The sequence below is a fragment of the Pseudomonas extremorientalis genome, from assembly GCF_024584605.1.
Taxonomy (GTDB): domain Bacteria; phylum Pseudomonadota; class Gammaproteobacteria; order Pseudomonadales; family Pseudomonadaceae; genus Aquipseudomonas; species Aquipseudomonas extremorientalis.
Genome location: NZ_CP089519.1, coordinates 1,565,919 through 1,588,306 on the forward strand (window position 1 = coordinate 1,565,919; position 22,388 = coordinate 1,588,306).

A 22,388-nucleotide genomic window follows, 5' to 3' on the forward strand; every position below is an offset into this window, starting at 1 on the left:
CGCGGGATTCATTAGCGGGGTATGATAGCCGCCGATCCGAACCACTGAAAATTTATCCAGCGTTTTTTGCGCCCGACTATCCATGATCAGCACTGAACTCAAAACCACGATCCAGGGTGCCTATTCGCGTTTTCTCGAAGCCAAGAGCTTGAAACCGCGCTATGGCCAACGCCTGATGATCGCCGAAGTGGCCAAGGTCCTCGGGGATATCGACACCGACGACGAAGGCCGCCGCGAGGGTGAGCCCGCGGTCGTGGCCGTCGAGGCCGGCACCGGTACCGGCAAGACCGTGGCCTACAGCCTGGCCGCGATCCCGACCGCCAAGGCCGCCGGCAAGCGCCTGGTGATCGCCACCGCCACCGTCGCCCTGCAGGAGCAGATCGTCTACAAGGACCTGCCCGACCTGATGCGCAACAGTGGCCTGAGCTTCACCTTCGCCCTGGCCAAGGGCCGTGGCCGCTACATGTGCCTGTCCAAGCTCGATGTGCTGTTGCAGGAAGGTCACGCGCAAACCGCCACCGCCCAGCTGTTCGAAGAAGAAGGCTTCAAGATCGAAGTCGATGAGGCCAGCCAGAAGCTGTTTACCAGCATGATCGAGAAACTGGCCGGCAATAAATGGGACGGTGACCGCGACAGCTGGCCCACCGCCCTGGAGGATTCCGACTGGGCGCGCCTGACCACCGACCACAGCCAGTGCACCAACCGCCATTGCCCCAACTTCGGCCAGTGCGCCTTCTACAAGGCTCGCGAAGGCATGGGCAAGGTCGATGTGATCGTCACCAACCACGACATGGTGCTGGCCGACCTGGCCCTGGGCGGCGGTGCGGTGTTGCCGGACCCGCGCGACACCCTCTATGTGTTTGACGAAGGCCACCACCTGCCCGACAAGGCCATCGGCCATTTCGCCCATTACACGCGCCTGCGCTCCACCGCCGACTGGCTCGAAACCACCGCGAAGAACCTCACCAAACTGCTGGCCCAGCACCCGCTTCCGGGCGACCTGGGCAAGCTGATCGAACAGGTGCCGGAGCTGGCGCGCGAGATCAAGACCCAGCAGCAATTCATGTTCAGTGCCTGCGAGCAGGTGGCCGACTTCAAGCCCGGTGAAGATGTGGAGGGGCGTGAGCGTCCCCGCCATCGTTTTGTCGGTGGGCTGATCCCCGAGCACATGCGCGAAATGGGCATCGAGCTGAAGAAAGGCTTTTCACGCCTGACCGATCTGTTCACCCGTCTTACGGATTTGCTCAAGGAAGGCATGGACGGCGAGGTCAATATCGGCATCGCCAGCAACCAGGCCGAGGAATGGTACCCGCTGTTCGGCAGCCTGCTGTCCCGTTCCCAGGGCAACTGGGAGCTGTGGACCGCCTTCACCGTCGAAGACCCGGAAGACAACCCGCCCATGGCGCGCTGGCTGACCCTGTCGGAAAGCGGTGCGCTGTTCGATATCGAGGTCAACGCCAGCCCGATCCTGGCCGCCGAAATGCTGCGCCGCAACCTGTGGAACGTGGCCTATGGCTGCCTGGTGACCTCCGCCACGCTGACCGCGCTAGGCACCTTCGACCGCTTCCGCATGCGCGCCGGCCTGCCGAAAAAAGCCGTCACCGCCGTGGTGCCGAGCCCGTTCCATCACGCCGATGCGGGCGTGCTGCGGGTGCCGGACCTCAAGGCCGACCCACGGGACGCAGCGGCCCACACCGCCGCGATCATCCGCGACCTGCCGGAGCTGGTCGAAGGCTCGCGCGGAACGCTGGTGCTGTTCTCGTCACGCAAACAGATGCAGGACGTGTTCGACGGCCTCGACCGTGATTGGCGCAAGCAAGTGTTTATCCAGGGCAATCTGTCCAAGCAGGAGACCCTGAACAAACACAAGGCGCGTGTAGACGGCGGCGACTCCAGCGTGCTGTTCGGCCTGGCCAGCTTCGCCGAAGGGGTGGACTTGCCGGGTGCCTATTGCGAACACGTGGTGATTGCCAAGATCCCGTTCTCGGTGCCGGACGATCCGGTCGAGGCGGCTTTGGCCGAGTGGATCGAGGCGCGGGGCGGTAATCCGTTCATGGAGATCTCGGTGCCGGATGCTTCCTTGAAGCTGGTCCAGGCCTGCGGTCGCCTGCTGCGTACCGAAGAGGACCGGGGCACCATCACCTTGCTTGATCGGCGTCTGGTCACCCAGCGCTATGGCAAGGCTATCCTGAATGCCTTGCCGCCTTTCAGGCGCGAAATTTCTTAAGCCACGGTGGGCGGTTTCGCCCACTTCGTGGTCTATCTCACTGTATTTCATCAGGCCATTCATCGGCCGTCTGGGAGAACCTTGTTCGTATGATTCGCACGCTGCCCGCTCTTTTTGCCTTGCTGCTCGCCGCGCCCTTGATGGCTGCCCCTGCGGGGCAACAGACTTTGTTCAACTTCGTCCGGCCTGCCGATGTGGTCAAGGTGGCGACCCAGGACGCCAGCCTGCCGCAATACAACGCCGAACAAACCCCCGAAGGCGAAGTGCTGCGCCGCATCACGTTCAACCCGGCCGCCGAACCGAGCCTGGTGCTGAGCCCGCAGGCCGGCACCTGGGACTGGTCCCGGTCGGGTGCCATGAGCCTGCGCATCCAGAGTGCGATGGACTGGGCGTTGACCCTCTACGTCAAGGTGCAGAGCGCGGATGGCAAGACCCTGGTCAGCCGCATCGACCTGCCCGCCGGCCCGGCTCAGACCTTGCTGGTTCCGCTGCAGGCCAATTCGCCGCTGAGCCAGGGCATGAAGGCCGGCCCACCGATGCCGATCACCGTGGACGGCCAGCGTGTGTTGCTGGCCAGTAGCGCCGGCGAGATCGACCGCAGCCAGGTGGTTTCGGTGACGCTGTCGATGCTCAAACCCAACGCCGCCCAGAGCATCCTGCTGGAGCGCTTTGGCGTGCAGGACAGCGAGCCGGTGCTGAAGGCGGCCTACAGCGAGCTGGTGGATGCCTATGGTCAATCCACCCGTGCGCGGTGGCCGGAAAAAGTCAGCAGCGACGAACAACTCAAAGCCGCTGCCGCCAAGGAGCAACAGCAGCTCCAGGCTTGGCTGGCCACGCGGGATAAATCCGCGCTGGACCAATACGGTGGCTGGAACAAAGGCCCGGCATTCGACGCCAGCGGGTTTTTCCGTACCGAGAAGCGCGACGGGCGCTGGTACCTGGTGACACCGCAAGGGCATCCGTTCTACTCCCTGGGCGTCAACACCGTGGCCCCGGACAACAGCCAGACCTATGTGGCCGGCCGTGAATGGATGTTCGCCGCGCTGCCCAAGGGCGGCGAACCCTTCGACAAGTATTACGGCAGCGGCGACAACCGCACCGGCAATGGCGCGGGGGAAGGCCGTGGCTTCGGTGCCGGGCGTTGGTATGACTTTTACGGCGCCAACTTGCAGCGTACCTATGGCGGTGACGGCTTCGACCAGAAACGTTGGGTCACTCACACCCTCGATCGCTTGCAGGCCTGGGGTTTCAACACTGTCGGCAACTGGAGCGACGAGAGCCTGGCCACTGCCGGCCGGGTTCCCTACACCTTGCCGCTGTCGATCGTCGGCGATTACGCCAGCATCAGCACCGGCACCGACTGGTGGGGCGGCATGCCCGACCCGTTCGACCCGCGCTTCGCCATGGCCACCGAGCGCGCCGTGGCGATTGCCGCCCGTGACCACCGCGATGACCCGTGGTTGATCGGCTTTTTTGCCGACAACGAGTTGGCCTGGGCCGGCCCTGGCGATGATCCGAAATCCCGCTACGCCTTGGCGTACGGCACGTTGCGCATGACCACCGACGTACCGGCCAAGCGCGCGTTCCTCAAGCAACTGCGCGACAAGTACCGCAACGAAGAAGGTTTGTCGAAAGCCTGGGGTATCGAATTGAAGGGCTGGGAGCTGATGGAGGACCCGGGTTTCGAACCGCCGATGCCGAATCCCGAGCACCCGGAAATCGAGGCGGACTTCAAATACTTCCAGAAGACCTTCGCCGATGCCTACTTCAAGACCATTTCCGACTCGCTGAAATGGCACGCGCCCCATCAACTGCTGCTGGGTGGCCGTTATGCGGTCAGCACGCCGGAAGCCGTGGCCTCCTGCGCGCAGTACTGCGATGTGTTGAGTTTCAACATGTACACCCTCAAGCCTCAGGACGGCTACGACTTCGCCGCGTTGCGGGCGTTGGACAAGCCGGTGCTGATCACCGAATTCAACTTCGGCTCGGCCGACCGCGGGCCGTTCTGGGGCGGCGTGACACAGTTGGCCAGGGAAGAAGATCGTGGCGCGGCGTATGGCAACTTCCTCAAGCAGGCCATGGCCGAGCCGTCGATTGTCGGCGTGCATTGGTTCCAGTACCTGGACCAGCCGGTGACCGGGCGTCTGCTGGACGGTGAAAACGGTCACTTTGGCCTGGTCGGTATCACCGACGTACCGTTCCAGGGTTTTGTGGAGAGTGTGCGCAAAAGCAACCTGGCGGCGGTCGACCAACTGGGCAAGGAAGCGCAAAAGGCCAAGGCGGCAGGCGCCACGCGTGAAAGCGAAGGTGGCAGGGCCGGGCATGAAGGCAAGGGCCCGGGGCAGGGCGCCGGGCATGCAGGCGGTCACTCCGGGAATGGTCATTGATTGAACGCTGACGGGTTCACAAAACCCACCAGGGCTGGAACAATGTCGGCCACTTTTTTCGATGTTTTCCGAGGGCGCTCAGGTGCAGATCCAGGGTCATTACGAACTCCAGTTCGAAGCGGTACGTGAAGCGTTCGCCGCGTTGTTCGATGACCCGCAGGAGCGTGGTGCCGGGCTCTGCATCCAGGTCGGCGGCGAAACGGTCGTCGATCTGTGGGCCGGCACCGCCGACAAGGACGGCGCCGAGGCCTGGCACAGCGACACCATCGTCAACCTGTTCTCCTGTACCAAGACCTTTACCGCCGTCACGGCCCTGCAATTGGTGGCCGAAGGCAAGTTGCAACTGGATGCGCCGGTCGCAAACGTCTGGCCGGAGTTTGCCGCGGCCGGGAAAGAAACCATCACCCTGCGCCAGTTGTTGTGCCATCAGGCCGGGTTGCCGGCGATCCGCGAGATGCTCCCCACCGAAGCCCTGTACGACTGGCAACTGATGGTCGACACCCTGGCGGCCGAAGCCCCGTGGTGGACGCCGGGCCAGGGCCATGGCTACGAGGCGATCACCTACGGCTGGCTGGTCGGTGAGTTGCTGCGGCGTGCCGATGGGCGCGGGCCGGGAGAGTCCATCGTGGCGCGGGTCGCACGGCCATTGGGCTTGGACTTCCATGTGGGCCTGGCGGACGAAGAGTTTTATCGCGTGGCCCATATAGCGCGCAGCAAAGGCAATATGGGCGATGAAGCCGCGCAACGTTTACTGCAAGTAATGATGCGCGAACCGACGGCGATGACCACGCGTGCATTTGCCAATCCACCGTCTATTCTGACCAGCACTAATAAACCCGAATGGCGCCGTATGCAGCAGCCGGCGGCAAATGGTCACGGCAATGCGCGCAGCCTGGCGGGTTTTTATAGTGGACTGTTGGACGGTAGTTTGCTGGAGGCCGACATGCTCGAACAATTGACTCGCGAGCACAGCATCGGCCCGGATAAAACATTATTGACACAAACCCGTTTCGGCCTGGGCTGCATGTTGGATCAGCCGCAGTTGGCCAATGCCACCTTCGGCCTTGGCCCACGTGCATTCGGGCATCCGGGTGCTGGTGGTTCGGTGGGGTTTGCCGATCCTGAACATGATGTTGCGTTCGGTTTCGTGACTAATACACTCGGACCTTATGTACTTATGGACCCGCGGGCACAGAAGTTGGTCAGAATATTGGCCGGTTGTCTGTAAACCCCTTGCTGTTTCACATTTTTTTGTTACAAAGGCAACTATAAGAAGACGCTGTAGGAAAAGTTGTAACTTTATTCTTCTGCAAGCGTCTGTTTAACGGATCATCTAGGTCCCTGGTTTTTTCTCATTTTGTGGATATCTCATGTTATCGAACAAGTCCTTGGCTCTTGCGCTATGTCTCACTATTACCGGTTGCGCACAAACTCCACAAAATGATGCCGAGGGCGGGCATTGGTGGTCATTTGGATCCGATAAGGCCTCGACCAAGGACGCAGTGACCCAGGCCGACACCAAGCCGGAAGCTAAGCCAGACGCCAAGCCGGCTGCAGGCGCCAAGCCTGCCGCACCGGTAGCTGCCGCCGCCGCAGCGCCAGCTTCGGCTCCAGCTCCCGCCGCCAAGGCGGACACCGGTTCCAGCTGGTGGCCGTTTTCCTCCAAGAGCGCCGATGAGAAGGCGGCCGATGCGAAGGCCGACCTGAAAGCCGACCTGAAGGCCGCTGATCCAGCCCCAGCAGTCGCCAAGACCGACACCGAAACTCACTGGTGGTGGCCGTTCGAAAGCAAACCCAAGCCATTGGCCAAGGTCGACGTGACCAACGTGCCGATGCCCGACCCGAAAATCACCCAAGCCTGGCTGGACGACTATGAGCCGCGTCTGCGCGCGGCTATCAAGGACAGCAACCTGCAACTCGAGCGTCGCGACAACGTGCTCGTGGTGATTGCCCCGGTTGATGGTTCCTACAACCCGAAACGCCCGGCCATGCTGCTGCCGGTTACCCTCGGTCCGTTCACCCGGGTTGCCAAGGCCGTTGAAGCCGATCCGAAGACTGCCGTGCTGGTACTGGGTCACGTCGATGCCACCGGCACCGCCCCGGCCAGCCAGGCGCTGACCAAGGAGCGTGCACAGTCCATCGCCTCGATCTTCAGCCTCAGCGGTTTGAAGCAGGACCGCCTGATGCTGCGCGGCATGGGCGACCTGATGCCACGTGCCGCCAACGACAGCAGCCAGGGCCGCGCCTTGAACCGTCGCATGGAAATCATGTTCACCCAGCGCACTACCATGCTGGCGCTGCTGAGCAAGTATCAGTCGGGCAAAACCCCGCCTGTCGCCGAAATGGTGGCGGTGCAGGACGTTCCCGCCCCGGCTCCAGCCGCCAAGGCACCGGCCAAGAAGGCTTCGACCGCCAAGAAAGCGGCTGCCAAGCCAGCGGCCAAGAAAGCCCCGGCCAAGCCAGCGGCGAAAAAAGCGGCACCCGCCAAAGCCAAGGCTGCTGCACCGGCAAACGACCAGGCGAAAAACTGATCCGCTGAACCAGAAGGATAAAGCCGCATGACCCAGGCACTGGCCGATATGCGCCGTGACTACACACGGGATGGCTTGAGCGAGGCCCAGGCCCCGAGCGAGCCGTTTGCCTTGTTCCACCAGTGGTTTGCCGACGCGGTGAAAACCGAGCAGCCACCGGTGGAGGCCAATGCCATGACCTTGGCCACGGTCGACCAGGACGGTCGCCCGCACTGCCGCATCCTGTTGCTCAAGGGCCTGGATGCGCAGGGCTTTACCTTCTTCACCAATTATCAGAGCGCCAAGGGCCAACAGCTTGCGGCGCGGCCGTTTGCAGCCATGACGTTTTTCTGGCCGACCCTGGAGCGCCAAGTGCGCATTGAGGGTCGGGTGGTGAAGGTCACGCCTGAAGAGTCGGATGCTTATTATCAGGTTCGTCCCTTGGGCAGCCGCCTTGGGGCCTGGGCGTCTCCGCAAAGCCAGGTCATCCGTGACCGGGAAGAGCTGCAGGACCTGCTCAAGGCTACCGAGCAGCGTTTCAGCGATACCCAGCCTGACTGCCCGGAGCACTGGGGTGGTTATCGCCTGTTACCCGAGCGCATCGAGTTCTGGCAAGGCCGCGCCAGCCGCTTGCATGACCGTCTGAATTATCGCCTGCAAGGGGCCGACTGGACCCGCGAACGCCTGGCACCCTGAGCTGCACCTTTCGTCACTCCGCTTGAATGATGCCTGTCACCCCGACGTCTCTATTGAAGAGGCTTCGGGCGTGTACTGCTGCGCCGCGTTCTTCAGCCAGTGAGGCAAGTGGGACCGTTTGATCTTCAAGCGGCGAGCCTTCTCCAGCTGTTGCAGCATGAAGGTGCGCTTGTGCAGGTCATTACCCGCCAGCGACAGGGCCAGGTCACGGTCTATCCAACGCCGGATGCGCAGGTACAACCAGGCATGGAAATACAGTCCCGCAAGGGTTGTGACTACAATGATGAAGTAATCCATGAAGATCCCGGTTGAGAGAACAGCGCTACCGTTCGTCTGTTTTTCTGGTGTGGGCAGTCTGTACTAAGGCTGAATGAAAGCAATTTTCTGCGGTGCTTGCCGTGACAGGCGTCAAGCTGCAGCGTTTAATGACCACCTGTCCTTTGGAGTTGATGCTATGCGTAAGTCTGTTTTACTGGTTGCCTGCTTTACCACCCTGTCGTTGCTACTGGGTGGCTGCGCCTCGAGTCTGACCGGCGACTCGTACTCCCGTGACGAGGCGCGTCGTGTCCAGACCGTGCGCATGGGGACCATCGAATCCCTGCGTCCGGTGAAAATCGAAGGCACCAAGACCCCAATCGGCGGCGCTGCCGGCGCCGTTATCGGCGGTGTTGGCGGCAGTGCCATCGGCGGTGGCCGTGGCAGTATCGTGACCGCGGTGATCGGCGCTGTTGCTGGCGGCCTGCTGGGTTCGGCCACCGAAGAAGGCCTGACCCGTACCCAAGGTGTGGAAATCACCGTGCGCGAAGACGACGGCAGCATGCGTGCCTACGTGCAGGCCGTGCAGGAGAATGAAATCTTCCGCATCGGCGACCGCGTACGCATCATGACCGTTGACGGTACCAGCCGCGTTACTCGCTAACCGTCGGTTGTAGAAACACAAAACCCCAACCGGGTGACTGGTTGGGGTTTTTGGTTTTCGAGGCTGTCAAATTCAAACCTGAGGTACGGCCTTTTTACGACTCGCCATTGCCGTCACCGCATACCCGATACACGCCGCCAGTATCGACCCGGTCAAAATCCCCATCCGGTCTTCCCCGGCAAACTCACTGGCCCCCGGTACGAATGCCAGGGAGCCAACAAACAGGCTCATGGTAAAGCCGATACCGCACAGGATCGCCACGCCGAATACCTGGCCCCAGTTCGCGCCGCTGGGCAGGGCGGCCAGGCCGGTCTTGATGGCCAGCCAGGTAAGGCCGAACACACCGATGGTCTTGCCGATCAGCAGGCCCGCTGCGATGCCCATGGGCACATGGTGGGTGAAGCTTTCCAGGCTCACGCCGGTCAAGGACACGCCGGCGTTGGCAAAGGCGAACAGCGGCAGGATGCCGTAGGCCACCCAGGGGTGCAGGGCATGTTCCAGCGTGAGCAGCGGCGAGGGCTCGGCGTTTTTGGTGCGCATGGGGATGCAGAACGCCAATGTCACACCGGCCAGCGTTGCGTGCACACCACTCTTTAGGACGCACACCCACAGGATCAGCCCGACGATCAGGTACGGCCCGAGCTTGATCACGCCCAGGCGGTTCATCGCGATCAACGCAATCAGGCAGGCGCCCGCACCCGCCAGGGCGGCACCGGAGAGATCGGCAGAATAGAACACGGCGATCACGATGATCGCGCCGAGGTCGTCAATGATCGCCAGGGTCATCAGGAACAGTTTCAGCGACACCGGCACGCGTTTGCCCAGCAAGGCCAGTACGCCGAGGGCGAAGGCAATGTCGGTGGCCATGGGAATCGCCCAACCGGAAAGCGCGGTGGGGTAGTCCTTGTTGATCGCCCAGTAGATCAGCGCCGGCACCACCATGCCACCGATGGCCGCGGCGCCAGGCAGCACCACTTGCGAGGGCTTGGACAGGTGGCCGTCGAGCAACTCGCGCTTGACCTCCAGGCCGATCAGCAGGAAGAACAGAGCCATCAGGCCATCATTGATCCACAGCAGGGCGGGCTTGGCGATTTTCAGCGCGCCGATCTGCGCCACCACCGGCACATCGAGAAACGCGCTGTACAGGTGCGACAAAGGTGAATTGTTAATGATCAGCGCCAGGGCCGCAGCCGCGATCAACAACAGACCGCTGGCGGCTTCCAGCTGGAAGAAACGGGTGAAAGTGCTACGCAGAGGCAAGGGATGCTCTCCAATCCAGGTTCAATAGGTGGGTACCCTAACCCGTACCGTTAGTTGTTAAAACAAAAGTTATATTCTTATTTGTTATAAGGGGCTGGCTGGGGTGATGTTGCCGCCAAGCCTAGCAATTGTGTGTCTGATTGAGTCGGTACTGTATCTGTGTGGCGTGTAGGAAACCCCCTAAAATCAGGGCTGACACCTTCAGAGAAACTCTCCATGAGCGACCACCGTCCCTGGGCCCGCGAAGCCATTCGTATCATTGAAGCAGACTTCCAGCGTAGTGCCGATACGCACCTGATTCCCTTGCCGTTACCAGGATTGCCGGGTATCGAGTTGTACTTCAAGGACGAGTCCAGCCATCCCACCGGCAGCCTGAAGCATCGGCTGGCACGCTCGTTGTTCCTGTACGCATTGTGTAATGGCTGGCTCAAGCCTGGTGCGCCGGTGATCGAAGCATCCAGTGGCTCGACGGCGATTTCCGAAGCCTACTTTGCGCGTCTGCTGGGTTTGCCGTTTATTGCGGTAATGCCAGCCACCACGTCCCAGGAAAAAATCGCACAGATTGCCTTCTACGGCGGCAAGAGCCACCTGGTACAGGATCCCACGCAGATATACGCCGAATCCGAACGCCTGGCGCGGGAAAGCGGTGGTCATTTCATGGACCAGTTCACCTACGCCGAACGTGCCACCGACTGGCGGGCGAACAACAACATTGCCGAGTCGATCTTCCAGCAGATGCGTTTCGAGCAGCATCCGGAGCCGAGCTGGTTGATCTCCAGCCCCGGCACCGGCGGCACCACCGCTACGCTCGGTCGTTATGTGCGTTATCGCCAGCATTGTACCCGCGTGTTGTGTGCCGATGCGCAGCGTTCGGTGTTCTTTGATTTCTACCAGAGTGGTGATGCCAGCTTGCGCCTGGACTGCGGTTCGCGGATTGAAGGCATTGGCCGACCACGGGTCGAGGCATCGTTTTTGCCCAAGGTCATCGATGCGATGGTCAAGGTGCCGGATGCCCTGTCGCTGGCGGCCATGCATTACCTGGCCGACCGGCTGGGGCGGCGGGTCGGAGGTTCCAGCGGGACGAATCTGATTGGCGCACTGGTCGCGGCGCAACAGATGAAAGCGGCAGGGGAGTCCGGCTCGATCGTGGCGATCTTGTGCGACGGGGGGGAGCGGTATGCCACAACCTATTACGACCAGGCCTGGCTGGCGGGGCAGGGCTATGCGTTGGACGGTTTGATTACTGCTGTTGCGGACAGTGTCGAGCGGGGCGAGCCATTGCCGGACAGCATCCTGCGGGCAAACATTTAACCTTGTAGGAGCCCGGCTTGCCGGCGATGGCGATCTTGAAGACGCTATCGCCGGCAGGGCAATGCGTCAGGCTTCCAGGCCCAACATATCCCGCGCCAACGCTTCGGCAATCCGAATCCCATCCACGCCCGCCGACAGAATCCCTCCGGCGTAACCAGCGCCTTCACCAGCCGGGAACAGCCCTTTCACGTTCAAGCTCTGCATCGATTCGTTACGGGTGATCCGCAACGGTGATGAGGTGCGCGTTTCGATACCCGTCAACACCGCGTCGTGCAGCGAGTAGCCCTTGATCTGCTTCTCGAACGCCGGCAACGCTTCACGGATCGCTTCGATGGCGAAGTCGGGCAAGGCCAGGGCCAAATCGCCAAGAGACACGCCAGGTTTGTAGGAGGGCTCCACGCTACCAATCGCGGTGGACGGCTTGCCAGCGATGAAATCACCTACCAGTTGTGCGGGAGCCTCGTAGTTGCTGCCACCGAGGACATAGGCGTGGGACTCCAGGCGTTCCTGCAACTCGATACCGGCCAGCGGGCCGCCTGGGTAGTCCACCTCTGGGGTGATGCCGACCACGATGCCGGAGTTGGCGTTGCGCTCGTTGCGCGAGTACTGGCTCATGCCGTTGGTGACCACGCGGTTCGGCTCGGAAGTCGCCGCCACCACGGTGCCGCCCGGGCACATGCAGAAGCTGTACACCGAGCGGCCGTTCTTGGCGTGGTGCACCAGCTTGTAGTCGGCGGCGCCGAGTTTCGGGTGCCCGGCGTATTTGCCCAGGCGCGCGGCGTCGATCAGCGACTGCGGATGTTCGATACGGAAACCCACCGAGAACGGCTTGGCTTCCATGTACACGCCACGGGAGTGGAGCATGCGGAAGGTGTCACGGGCGCTGTGGCCCAAGGCCAGGATCACATGTTTGGACAGGATCTGTTCGCCGCCATCGATGACCACCCCATTCAACTGGCCGTCTTCGATCAGCACATCGGTCACCCGCTGCTCGAAGCGCACTTCACCGCCCAGGGCGATGATCTGCTCGCGCATGTTTTCCACCACGCCGGTCAGGCGGAACGTGCCGATGTGCGGTTTACTGACGTAGAGGATTTCTTCCGGCGCACCGGCCTTGACGAACTCGTGCAGCACTTTGCGGCCGTGGAATTTCGGGTCCTTGATCTGGCTGTACAGCTTGCCGTCGGAAAAGGTCCCGGCGCCGCCTTCACCGAACTGCACGTTGGACTCGGGGTTGAGCACGCTTTTGCGCCACAGGCCCCAAGTGTCCTTGGTGCGCTGGCGCACTTCCTTGCCACGCTCGAGGATGATCGGCTTGAAGCCCATCTGCGCCAGCAGCAGCCCGGCGAAGATCCCGCACGGGCCAAAGCCGACGACGATCGGGCGTTCGGTCAGGCCTTGCGGTGCCTGGCCTACGACCTTATAGCTGACATCCGGCGCCGGGTTGACGTTGCGGTCATCGGCGAATTTGAGCAGCAGGGCGGCTTCACCCTTTACGTTCAGATCGATGGTGTAGATGAAGCACAGTTCCGACGACTTCTTGCGCGCATCGTAGCTGCGTTTGAACAGGGTGAAATCGAGCAGGTCATCACTGGCGATGCCCAGGCGCTGCACGATGGCAGGCCGCAGGTCTTCTTCGGGATGGTCGATGGGCAGCTTGAGTTCGGTGATTCGTAACATGACGGGATCCGGTAGGCGGCGGGCAGAGAGGCCGGCTGTTTTGCAAACCGGCGATTATAAGCCCCAATGACCGTTTCCCGTCATGTTAAAACAGCATGGCGTCGCGTCAGTCGTCGCGCGAGCCGCCGAACGATGCGCAACCGCGCTGGACCTGGCCATTGACGCGCAACTCGGCGGTCATGTGTTGCAAACTGCCGCTGACCGGGTCGACACAACGCTGCGGCGCCACCCACAATTCCACGTGCTGATTGTTGGCCTCGGTCATCAGGTTAAAGCGACCGTCACCGATTTGCTCTTCCACATAGGGCACCGCCAGTGGTGGCTGGCCTTCGCGTTCCAGCACCAGGCCCTTGGCGGTCACGTTCATCACCCAGGTCGGCTTGTGGCCGTTGGCGCGCAGGATCATGCGCTTGAAGTCCGGGTCGCCGCAGGCCGAGGTCGAGCGCTCGACGCGGTAGAGTTGTTGCAGGTCGACGCTGCCCTCGGTGCCGCTGGCAACCCCGGAGAACTTGCCGCGCAGGTCGGCAAACAACGCGCCTTGCTGGCCGGCCAGTGAGGCCGCTTCCTGCAGGATGCTGGTGCCGCCGGTGTCATTGACCACGTAATTGCGTTTGTCGTTGCACGGCTGGAACAGCAGTTTGCCGCCGACTGCGGTGAGTTCACCTTGCATGCGCGTCAGCCCGGCGAGCGACGGCTTGGCAGGATCACTCTCGAACATCTGGCAGGCAGCGAACAAGGGAAGCAGGGCAAACAGGAACAGGGTAGGGGCGGCACGCATTATCGGGTCTCCAGGCAAGTGCCGCCACGTTACTCAGGCCGGCGCCGCATCACAAGCCCGTGACAGGGTTTGAACCATCGGCCCGGAACGGATGGGAAAAATAGCACTGTCGATTGGACGTTTCCTACACTTGGATTTGGAGAGGTGTGAGAGCGTCGAGCTCTTTTGATTGGGAGCCGCAATGAATATCAAATGGTGTATCTGCGTGCTCATGCTCTGGGCAAATGCAGCTTTTTCAGACGAGCCCGCCCAGCTTTCCTACTCGTCAGCCACTGATTTCACGCATATTTCGGTGATACTCAAGGGCGCTGGGAACCCTGCGCCGGGTTATGTTGAAGTGAATGTTTCACTGAGCCCAGAGGCGACAGCAAGGACAAAATCCATCACGTTGCTGGCCTACCTAAAGTACGTAACATTTTATGTAGACGGGTATCAGTTAAGTACCGTCAGGGTTCACAGCCAATTGGGCGGGGCGTTCAGATTTATAGCCCCGCGTGCGCTGGTGGTTGGGTGGATGTCTCAGTTATCACCTGAGACAGTTGCCGCTCAACCGACGATGTAAGTCTGCCCGGTCTGCAAACCCTCGACACTCTTCGCGTAGGCCAACGCCACGTCAGCACCTGCCGCGGGTTTGAAACCACGAAAATACGGTGCATAGCTGCCCATGGCTTCCACCAGCACTGTCGGGCTGACAGCATTTACGCGCAGGCCTCGTGGCAGCTCGATGGCGGCCGCTCTGACGAAGGCATCGATGGCGCCATTGACCAACGCAGCCGAGGCGCCGGTGCGGATCGGGTCGCGGTTGAGGATGCCGCTGGTGAAGGTGAACGAGGCACCATCGTTGGCGAACTCACGGCCGATCAGCAGCAGATTGACCTGGCCCATCAGCTTGTCACGCAAGCCCAGCTCGAAATCGCTCTCGCTCATTTCGCCCAATGCCACGAAGTTCACGCTGCCTGCTGCGCAGACCAGGGCGTCGAATTTGCCAGTCTGTTCGAACAGCTTGCGGATCGACGCGCTGTCGCTGATATCCACCTGGAAGTCACCGCTGCTGCGGCCGATGCTGATCACTTCGTGACGCTGAGCCAGTTCCGCCTTGACCGCCGAGCCGACGGTGCCGCTGGCGCCAATCAATAGGATTTTCATGGTGCTGTTCCTCCGGGAGTAAGTGAAGGCTCAGTCTAGAGTGGCTTTTTTGCTGGATAAACGCGCTAATAGGCAACCTTTGGTTTTCTTTTGGAAACAATCCATGAGCGAGATGGATGACTTGGCAGCCTTTGCCGTGCTGATCGAAGCCGGCAGTTTTACCGTCGCCGCCGAGCAACTGGGCTGTAGCAAAGGGCAATTGTCCAAGCGTATCAGCCAGCTGGAAGCGCGGTTCTCTGTGGTGTTGCTGCACCGCACCACGCGCAAGCTCAGCCTGACCGCAGCCGGTGCGGCCTTGTTGCCCCAGGCCCAGGCCCTGGTGGTGCAGGTGGATCGTGCCCGTCAGGCATTGGCCCGGCTCAAGGACGATCTTGCCGGACCAGTGCGCATGACGGTGCCAGTGTCCTTGGGGGAAACCTTTTTTGATGGGCTGCTGCTGGAGTTTTCCAAGCAATACCCGCAGGTGCAAATTGAGCTGGAGCTCAATAACAGCTATCGAGACCTGGCGCGAGATGGGTTCGACCTGGGGGTACGCTCAGGTTCCATTGAGAGCGAGCGCCTGGTGGTCAAGCCGTTGCTGGCCTGGCGTGAGATGACCTGTGCCAGCCCGGCCTATCTTGAGCAACACGGCGAACCTGAGACGCCGGCCGACCTGGGCAACCATGCTTGCCTGCTCAACAGCCACTACAGCGGCCGTGAAGAGTGGTTGTACCACCAGCAGCACGAATTACTGCGGGTACGCGTCAGCGGCACCTTTGCCTCCAACCACTACAACCTGCTGAAAAAGGCTGCGCTGGTGGGAGCGGGCATTGCACGGCTGCCGTCCTACGTGTTGCCGACGGAATTGGCGGATGGCCGATTGCGTTGGCTCCTGCGCGATTATCAGACGCGCAGCATGCCGATGTACCTGGCGCATCCCTATCAGGGTGGCTTGCCGCGTCGTACCCAGGTATTGGCCGACTACCTGGTGGATTGGTTCAAGCGCAGCGGCGAGGCGCTGGACCGGCTTTAGGCGTAGCGTCGGGCGATCAGGTGATCGATGGACAGGCGTCCTGGCCCTTTGGCCACCAGCAGCAACAGCAGCGCGATCCAGGTGCCATGGGTTGGGTAGGCGTCCGGGTAGACGAACAGCTGAATCACCAGGGTCATGCCGATCAGGGCCAAGGCCGAAAAGCGCGTGGCGAAGCCTACGAGGATCAGCAACGGGAAAAAATGCTCGGCAAATGCAGCCATATGCGCCGCCATTTCCGGCGACAACAACGGCACGTGGTACTCGCTGCGAAACAGCGGCAATGTCGAGGCTGCCAGTTTCGGTTCGCCGAATTGGAAGGTGCCGCTGATCAAATCAACGGCAAAGCCTTCAACTTTGGTTTGCCCGGATTTCCAGAACACGGCGGCAATGGAAAAGCGCGCGACAAAGGCGATCAGGCTGTAGGGGATTTGTTCGAAAAGCGCGATGAGCCTTTTGATCAGGCCTGAGGGGCGAGTGTTCATGGCGATACCTTTTGTTCCAGGTGCAAATGAGTGAGGGTGTTATGGCTGATCAGCAGCGTCAGGCATTGGTGCAGGTCGAATTCGGTGGATGCTTCAAGCGCATGCTCCACGGCTGTTCCCAATGCGTTGCCATGCGCCAGGCTGTTGATGAACGCCACTGAGCCAGGGTCTATGGCAAATACCTTGACCTCCAGCCCCTGGCGCAGCACCAGCGCCCCCTGGGGATGCCAGGGGTTCAGGGTGGCCAGGCCGCCCTCGGTCTGGTGTACGGCCCACACTGCCACCACCGCGTAGGGCGAATTGAGCGTGGCCAGCGACGGCTGCAGTTGCAGGCGCAGGGTGCCCAGGTCTGCTTGACCCTGCAGCGCCAGGAGCACGGCCTGCTGATCCAGCGCCTGGCAATCGGCGGCGTGATAGGCACGGACGCGCAAGCGCTCCAGCCGGGCGATGTCCGCCAGATAGGGCACGCTTTGCGCGGGTTCAAAGCCTTGGATGAACTCGGCGAGCGCGCCACCGTACTCGCTCATCACCGGGCTGGTAGGCGGGTGCGCCTGCACATACAGGCTGGCCATGGCACGGAAAAACGCCTCGCCCACCAATTGCAGTGTGACCGGGTAAGCTGCCGCCAATGCGTTGATCAACGAGCTGTGCACATTGTTGCGATACACCGCGAAACGGCTGGCCGGGTCGGCACCATTGCTGCTGAACAGGCCATCGGGGCAGGCTTGTTCCGGTGCCAGCAAGGCTGCAGCGAAGTCGTCCTGAAGGCTCATGGGCTCACCTGCGCCAGATACCTTTCGGCCTGTTGAGCCTCGGCCAGCAGTACGCTGAATGCCGGCAGTTGGTTGTCACGTTCGATCAGGGTTGGCACCGGGCCGACTTGAGCCAGTACTTTTTCGTACAGCTGCCACACGGCGTTATCGATCGGCGCCCCGTGGTCGTCGATCAGCAAGCGATCACCGAGGCTGTCAGTGTCCTCAGCAAATCCAGCCAGGTGAATCTCACTGACAGCGTGCAACGGCAGGGCGTCGAGGTAGGACTGGGGGTCGCGTTGATGGTTGATGCAGGACACGTAGACGTTGTTCACGTCCAATAACAAGCCACAGCCGGTACGACGGATGATTTCGCTGATGAAGTCCGTCTCGTCGAGGGTGGAGCGTTGGAATTGCAGGTAGGTCGATGGGTTCTCCAGCAGCATCGGCCGCTTGAGGGTGCTCTGTACCTGGTCGATGTGTTCGCACACCCGTTGCAGGGTGGCGCTGTCGTAAGCCAGAGGCAGCAGGTCATTGAGGAACACCGGGCCGTGGCTCGACCAGGCCAGGTGTTCGGAAAAAGAGTGGGGTTGATAGCGTTCGATCAGCGTGCTCAATCGCGCCAGGTGCGCCCGATCCAGCCGGCCTTCGCCGCCGATGGACAGGCCCACGCCGTGCAATGACAGCGGGTACTGTTCGCGGATCAACCCCAGGTAATGATGAAACGGGCCGCCGGCCACCATGTAGTTTTCGGCGTGCACTTCAAAAAAACCGATATCGGGTGAGGTCTCGAGCACTTCAATGAAGTGCTCATGCTTGAGCCCCAGTCCTGCCCGGCCGGGAAGGCCGGGCGCCTGAGCCTGGGAGACGGCTGGCAGGGATGAAAGAGTCATCATCAGTACTCAGGTTTTGCGAGGGATCAGGATTTAGCGGTGAAGGCAGCTTCCTGGCCGAAACCGGTCGGCGAGGTGGAGCTTGGGGTTTTGAGGCAGGTGCCGGCAGGAACCAGTTTCCAGGCGTTGGCCTGGTCTTTGACTTTCGAGGTACCGGCGCAGGAAGTGCCGGCGCCCGCGGCGCAATCGTTCTTGCCAGCTTCAGCGACGCCGTAGCATTTCTGCATGTCGTCGGCAGCGTGGGCGGTGGTGGTCAGGGCGGACAGGCTCAGGGTGGAACCGAGGGCCAGGACAAGGGTAGCGGCGGACAGTTTGGTCGTCATGATGTATCTCCAGCAGTGGGTTGAGTTGGCGGGCTAGAGTGCCTGCTTGTACCACTAGAGACGGCAGGGTGGAATCCGTTACAAGTCGACCAAAAATAATTTCAGGCGACGCAAAAAAAGTAGGAGGGAACAAGCCCCTCCCACATTTCAGCGTCGGTTCGCTTAGCCGCCGAGGTACGCCTCACGTACTTTAGGATCCGTCAGCAACTGCTCGCCCGTCCCCTGCATCACCACCCGGCCGTTTTCCAGCACATAGGCGCGGTCAGCAATCTTCAAGGCCTGGTTGGCGTTCTGCTCCACCAGGAACACCGTCACACCGTCCTTGCGCAGTTGTTCGATGATGTCGAAGATCTGCTGGATGATGATCGGCGCCAGGCCCAGGGAAGGTTCGTCCAGCAGCAACAGCTTGGGCTTGCTCATCAGCGCCCGGCCGATGGCGAGCATTTGCTGCTCGCCGCCGGACATGGTGCCGCCGCGCTGGCTGAAGCGTTCCTTGAGCCGAGGGAACAGGTGCAGCACCTTGTCCATCTGCTCCTGGTAGTCGCCCTTGTCGGTGAAGAAGCCGCCCATGGCGAGGTTTTCTTCGACCGTCAGGCGCGAGAACACGCGGCGGCCTTCCGGCACTACCGCAATGCTTTTGCGCATGATGTGGGACGACTGCTGCCCCACCAGCTCTTCACCCATGTAGCGGATGCTGCCGCTATGGGCCTGGGGCGATCCGCACAAGGTCATCAGCAAGGTCGACTTGCCGGCGCCGTTGGCACCGATCAGCGTGACGATCTCACCTTGGCGCACTTCCACGTTGACGCTGTGCAGGGCCTGGATCTTGCCGTAGAAAGTGGAAACGTTTTCGAATTGCAGCATTTTACGCTTCCCCCAAATAGGCTTTGATCACTTCAGGATTGTCGCGGATCTGCTCCGGTGTCCCGTCGGCCAAAGGCGTACCCTGGTTGATCACCACGATGTGGTCGGAAATGCTCATGACCAGCTTCATGTCGTGTTCGATCAACAACACCGTGGCGTTGTTCTCTTCACGCAACACGCTGATCAGCGCCTTGAGGTCTTCGGTTTCCTTGGGGTTCAGGCCGGCGGCCGGTTCGTCGAGCATCAGGATCCGCGGACGGGTCATCATGCAGCGGGCGATTTCCAGGCGACGTTGCTGACCGTAGGCCAGGGTGCCAGCAGGGCGGTTGGCAAACTCGGTGAGGTTGACCTTGTCCAGCCAGTACTCGGCGTATTCCATGGCCTCGCGCTCGCTCTTGCGGAACGCCGGGGTCTTGAACAGTCCCGCAAAGAAGTTGGTGTTCAGGTGACGGTGCTGGGCGATCAACAGGTTCTCGACCGCCGTCATGTCCTTGAACAAGCGCACGTTCTGGAAGGTCCGCACCACGCCCTTGCGGGCGATCTCGTGACCGGCCAGGCCCTGGATCGGCTGACCGTCCAGCAGGATGCTGCCACCGCTCGGCTTGTAGAAGCCGGTGAGGCAGTTGAACACCGTGGTCTTGCCGGCCCCGTTGGGGCCGATGAGCGCGACTACTTGTTTCTCTTTCACGGTCAGGGCCACGCCGTTGACCGCCAGCAAGCCGCCGAAGCGCATGCTCAAGTTTTCAACTTTCAGGATCTCGCGACTCATTTGCGCAGCTCCATGTGTGGGCGTTGCATCGGGAGCAAACCTTGAGGACGCCAGATCATCATCAGCACCATCATGGCACCGAACATCAACATGCGGTATTCGCTGAACTCACGCATCATTTCCGGTAGCAGGATCATCACGATTGCCGCGAGGATCACGCCCAGTTGCGAGCCCATGCCCCCCAGAACCACGATGGCGAGGATGATCGCCGACTCGATAAAGGTGAACGACTCCGGGGTCACCAGGCCTTGGCGCGCGGCGAAGAAGCTGCCGGCGAAACCGGCGAACGCAGCGCCCAGGGTAAAGGCGGAGAGCTTGATGATGGTCGGGTTCAGGCCCAAGGCGCGGCAGGCGATCTCATCTTCGCGCAGCGCTTCCCATGCACGGCCGATGGGCATGCGTAGCAGGCGGTTGATCACGAACAGGGCGGCCAGTGCCAGCAGCAGCGCCACCAGGTACAGGAACACCACTTTGCTCACCGGGTTGTAGTCGATCCCGAAGTACTCGTGGAACGTCTGCATCCCTTCAGCGGCGGAACGGTCGAACGACAGCCCGAAGAACGTTGGCTTGGGGATGCTGCTGATGCCGTTGGGGCCACCGGTGATATCGGTGAGGTTACGCAGGAACAGGCGGATGATTTCACCGAAGCCCAGGGTCACGATCGCCAGGTAGTCACCGCGCAGGCGCAGCACCGGAAAGCCCAGCAGGAAGCCGAACGTCGCCGCCGCCATGCCAGCCAGTGGCAGGCAGATCCAGAAGCTCCAGCCCAGGTAATGCGAGAGCAGCGCATAGGTGTAGGCACCCACGGCATAGAAGCCCACGTAACCCAGGTCGAGCAGGCCGGCCAGGCCCACCACGATGTTCAGGCCCAGGCCCAGCAACACGTAGATAAGGATCAGGGTGGCGATATCGACCGCACCGCGCGAGCCGAAGAACGGCCAGATCAACGCGGCGATGATCAGGGCAATGATGATGTAGCGTTGGGTGCGCGGCAGGGTCAGGAATTGGCTGACCTTGGGCGATACCAACGGACCACGGTTGCTCTTGAGCAAGGCATTGAACTGATCGCTGAACAACACGCGCAGGAACATCAGCACCGAACACAGGGCGATGACGGTCAGGGTGACGGGCCCTGTGCCATGCACTTCAAGGTTGATGCCGACAATGCTCAGCTTGAGGCCGAGTACCGGGAAGGCCACGGCCCATACCAGCAAGGCGCTGAAAAACGCCGATTTAAGATATCTGCTCATACTTTCTCAACCTCCGGACGGCCCAGGATGCCGGTCGGACGGAACAACAGCACCAGAACCAACAGGCCGAACGCCACGACGTCCTTGTATTGGTCACCGAAGATATCGGCACCAAAGGCTTCAGCCACACCCAGCACCAGGCCACCGAGCATCGCGCCCGGGATACTGCCGATGCCGCCCAATACCGCCGCGGTGAAAGCCTTGAGGCCTACCAGGAAACCGGCGTTGGGGTTGATCACGCCGTACTGCATGCTCAGCAGCACCGCCGCGACGGCGGCGAGGGCAGCACCGATCACGAAGGTCAGGGCAATGATGTTGTTGGTGTTGATGCCCAACAGGTTGGCCATCTTGATGTCTTCGGCGCAGGCCCGGCAGGCACGCCCCAGACGGGAGCGGGAGATGAACAGGGTCAGGCCCAGCATCGCCACCAGGGTGACGACGAAGACCAGGACCTGCATGTACGAAACCAGCACTTCTTGTGCGCCACCCGGGCCGAAGGAGAAGCTCCCCGGAATCAGGTTGGGAATGGACTTGTCCTTGGAGTCCTGGGACAGCAGTACAGTGTTCTGCAGGAAAATCGACATGCCGATGGCGGAAATCAGCGGGATCAAACGGTTGCTGCCACGCAAGGGACGGTAGGCAACGCGCTCGATACTGTAGCCATAGGCACTGGTCACGACGATCGATGCAAGGAACGCAGCGGTCATCAACAGCGGCAGGGAGTGGATACCCAGCATGGCCAGCCCGGCAAGGGCGATGAAGGCCACGTAGGAGCCAATCATGTACACCTCGCCATGGGCGAAGTTAATCATTCCAATGATGCCGTAAACCATTGTGTAGCCAATGGCTATCAAGGCATAGGTGCTGCCAACGGTCATGCCGTTAACCAGCGTTTGGAAAAAATGATAGATCTCAGGCATTACAGCGCTCCTAAAAACCCGATACGCATTTCACTGGTGGAGTCATGTTCCGGCCCCGTGCTGTGTTCTGTGAGCACATTTGCACAAAGCGTTTGCCAGCGAACCGCTGGTGACGGTTTTAAGATTTTCAGGTGAGCCAGCGCCCGGATCGCGGGTGTCAGGCCCATAAACCTCGTAAAACAAAGCCCACTGCTCTCACAGTGGGCTTG

At 61.2% G+C, this 22,388-nt stretch carries 22 protein-coding genes; 9 read left to right on the forward strand and 13 right to left on the reverse strand.

The window, feature by feature from the left end:
* Positions 1 to 82 precede the first annotated feature (82 nt).
* The 5 genes from dinG to pdxH all read left to right on the forward strand — a co-directional run bounded on the left by dinG (position 83) and on the right by pdxH (position 7,820).
* Entirely contained in the window at positions 83 to 2,227 is a 2,145-nt protein-coding gene (gene dinG, locus LUU92_RS06880) for an ATP-dependent DNA helicase DinG (RefSeq protein WP_071488837.1), read from the forward strand.
* An 89-nt stretch (positions 2,228 to 2,316) separates the two neighbouring features.
* On the forward strand, positions 2,317 to 4,614 hold the full coding sequence (locus tag LUU92_RS06885; RefSeq protein WP_222541125.1) for a beta-galactosidase: 2,298 nt from the start codon (positions 2,317 to 2,319) through the stop codon (positions 4,612 to 4,614).
* 82 nt (positions 4,615 to 4,696) lie between these two features.
* On the forward strand, positions 4,697 to 5,842 hold the full coding sequence (locus LUU92_RS06890) for a serine hydrolase domain-containing protein (RefSeq protein WP_093527740.1): 1,146 nt from the start codon (positions 4,697 to 4,699) through the stop codon (positions 5,840 to 5,842).
* A 142-nt stretch (positions 5,843 to 5,984) separates the two neighbouring features.
* Complete coding sequence (locus LUU92_RS06895) at positions 5,985 to 7,145, forward strand: OmpA family protein (RefSeq protein WP_093527652.1); 1,161 nt, start codon at positions 5,985 to 5,987, stop codon at positions 7,143 to 7,145.
* Positions 7,146 to 7,172: 27 nt separating this feature from the next.
* Positions 7,173 to 7,820: a pyridoxamine 5'-phosphate oxidase gene (gene pdxH / locus LUU92_RS06900; protein ID WP_071488840.1), complete on the forward strand. Its 648-nt coding sequence runs from the start codon at positions 7,173 to 7,175 to the stop codon at positions 7,818 to 7,820.
* Positions 7,821 to 7,856: 36 nt separating this feature from the next.
* Here pdxH and LUU92_RS06905 read toward each other — a convergent pair whose 3' ends face one another.
* Entirely contained in the window at positions 7,857 to 8,117 is a 261-nt protein-coding gene (locus tag LUU92_RS06905; protein ID WP_071488841.1) for a hypothetical protein, read from the reverse strand.
* 157 nt (positions 8,118 to 8,274) lie between these two features.
* On the opposite strand from LUU92_RS06905, the gene LUU92_RS06910 reads away from it, so the two are divergent.
* Positions 8,275 to 8,739 carry an outer membrane lipoprotein gene (locus LUU92_RS06910; RefSeq protein WP_003189251.1) on the forward strand — a complete coding sequence of 155 codons (465 nt, stop codon included), beginning with the start codon at positions 8,275 to 8,277 and terminating at the stop codon, positions 8,737 to 8,739.
* 72 nt (positions 8,740 to 8,811) lie between these two features.
* Here LUU92_RS06910 and nhaA read toward each other — a convergent pair whose 3' ends face one another.
* Positions 8,812 to 9,999, reverse strand: a complete 1,188-nt coding sequence (gene nhaA, locus LUU92_RS06915; protein ID WP_257103340.1) for a Na+/H+ antiporter NhaA — start codon at positions 9,997 to 9,999, stop codon at positions 8,812 to 8,814.
* 216 nt (positions 10,000 to 10,215) lie between these two features.
* Here nhaA and LUU92_RS06920 point away from each other — a divergent pair, with 216 nt between their 5' ends.
* A complete protein-coding gene (locus LUU92_RS06920; RefSeq protein ID WP_071488843.1) occupies positions 10,216 to 11,310 on the forward strand; it encodes a PLP-dependent cysteine synthase family protein in 1,095 nt (364 codons plus the stop codon).
* A 66-nt stretch (positions 11,311 to 11,376) separates the two neighbouring features.
* Here LUU92_RS06920 and LUU92_RS06925 read toward each other — a convergent pair whose 3' ends face one another.
* Both LUU92_RS06925 and LUU92_RS06930 read right to left on the reverse strand, forming a co-directional pair.
* The gene (locus LUU92_RS06925) at positions 11,377 to 12,990 is read right to left on the reverse strand and encodes an NAD(P)/FAD-dependent oxidoreductase (RefSeq protein WP_071488844.1); all 1,614 of its coding nucleotides are present in this window, start codon (positions 12,988 to 12,990) and stop codon (positions 11,377 to 11,379) included.
* Between the two features lie 106 nt (positions 12,991 to 13,096).
* Positions 13,097 to 13,768 carry a COG3650 family protein gene (locus LUU92_RS06930; RefSeq protein ID WP_071488845.1) on the reverse strand — a complete coding sequence of 224 codons (672 nt, stop codon included), beginning with the start codon at positions 13,766 to 13,768 and terminating at the stop codon, positions 13,097 to 13,099.
* Between the two features lie 181 nt (positions 13,769 to 13,949).
* Between LUU92_RS06930 and LUU92_RS06935 the strand changes: the two genes are divergently transcribed.
* Positions 13,950 to 14,330 (forward strand): hypothetical protein, encoded by a 381-nt coding sequence (locus LUU92_RS06935; RefSeq protein WP_257103341.1) that lies wholly within the window; start codon positions 13,950 to 13,952, stop codon positions 14,328 to 14,330.
* On the opposite strand, the gene LUU92_RS06940 is transcribed toward LUU92_RS06935, so the two are convergent.
* Positions 14,315 to 14,914 carry a short chain dehydrogenase gene (locus tag LUU92_RS06940; RefSeq protein ID WP_071488846.1) on the reverse strand — a complete coding sequence of 200 codons (600 nt, stop codon included), beginning with the start codon at positions 14,912 to 14,914 and terminating at the stop codon, positions 14,315 to 14,317. The genes LUU92_RS06935 and LUU92_RS06940 overlap by 16 nt on opposite strands.
* A 103-nt stretch (positions 14,915 to 15,017) precedes the next feature.
* On the opposite strand from LUU92_RS06940, the gene LUU92_RS06945 reads away from it, so the two are divergent.
* Entirely contained in the window at positions 15,018 to 15,926 is a 909-nt protein-coding gene (locus LUU92_RS06945; RefSeq protein ID WP_257103342.1) for a LysR family transcriptional regulator, read from the forward strand.
* On the opposite strand, the gene LUU92_RS06950 is transcribed toward LUU92_RS06945, so the two are convergent.
* The 8 genes from LUU92_RS06950 to livH all read right to left on the reverse strand — a co-directional run bounded on the left by LUU92_RS06950 (position 15,923) and on the right by livH (position 22,179).
* Positions 15,923 to 16,408 (reverse strand): DoxX family protein, encoded by a 486-nt coding sequence (locus LUU92_RS06950; RefSeq protein ID WP_071488848.1) that lies wholly within the window; start codon positions 16,406 to 16,408, stop codon positions 15,923 to 15,925. The genes LUU92_RS06945 and LUU92_RS06950 overlap by 4 nt on opposite strands.
* On the reverse strand, positions 16,405 to 17,181 hold the full coding sequence (locus LUU92_RS06955; RefSeq protein WP_222541132.1) for an HvfC/BufC N-terminal domain-containing protein: 777 nt from the start codon (positions 17,179 to 17,181) through the stop codon (positions 16,405 to 16,407). Before LUU92_RS06955 ends, LUU92_RS06950 begins: the two co-directional genes overlap by 4 nt.
* A complete protein-coding gene (gene bufB / locus LUU92_RS06960) occupies positions 17,178 to 18,056 on the reverse strand; it encodes an MNIO family bufferin maturase (RefSeq protein WP_071488850.1) in 879 nt (292 codons plus the stop codon). Before bufB ends, LUU92_RS06955 begins: the two co-directional genes overlap by 4 nt.
* A gap of 23 nt (positions 18,057 to 18,079) precedes the next feature.
* On the reverse strand, positions 18,080 to 18,376 hold the full coding sequence (locus LUU92_RS06965; RefSeq protein ID WP_071488851.1) for a BufA1 family periplasmic bufferin-type metallophore: 297 nt from the start codon (positions 18,374 to 18,376) through the stop codon (positions 18,080 to 18,082).
* A 162-nt stretch (positions 18,377 to 18,538) separates the two neighbouring features.
* Positions 18,539 to 19,240: an ABC transporter ATP-binding protein gene (locus LUU92_RS06970; RefSeq protein WP_017844798.1), complete on the reverse strand. Its 702-nt coding sequence runs from the start codon at positions 19,238 to 19,240 to the stop codon at positions 18,539 to 18,541.
* A gap of 1 nt (position 19,241) precedes the next feature.
* Positions 19,242 to 20,009 carry a high-affinity branched-chain amino acid ABC transporter ATP-binding protein LivG gene (gene livG, locus LUU92_RS06975; RefSeq protein WP_016975067.1) on the reverse strand — a complete coding sequence of 256 codons (768 nt, stop codon included), beginning with the start codon at positions 20,007 to 20,009 and terminating at the stop codon, positions 19,242 to 19,244.
* Positions 20,006 to 21,259 carry a high-affinity branched-chain amino acid ABC transporter permease LivM gene (locus LUU92_RS06980; RefSeq protein WP_058425230.1) on the reverse strand — a complete coding sequence of 418 codons (1,254 nt, stop codon included), beginning with the start codon at positions 21,257 to 21,259 and terminating at the stop codon, positions 20,006 to 20,008. Before LUU92_RS06980 ends, livG begins: the two co-directional genes overlap by 4 nt.
* A complete protein-coding gene (gene livH, locus LUU92_RS06985) occupies positions 21,256 to 22,179 on the reverse strand; it encodes a high-affinity branched-chain amino acid ABC transporter permease LivH (RefSeq protein ID WP_071488852.1) in 924 nt (307 codons plus the stop codon). The genes LUU92_RS06980 and livH overlap by 4 nt, the downstream gene beginning before the upstream one ends.
* Between the last annotated feature and the right edge of the window lie 209 nt (positions 22,180 to 22,388).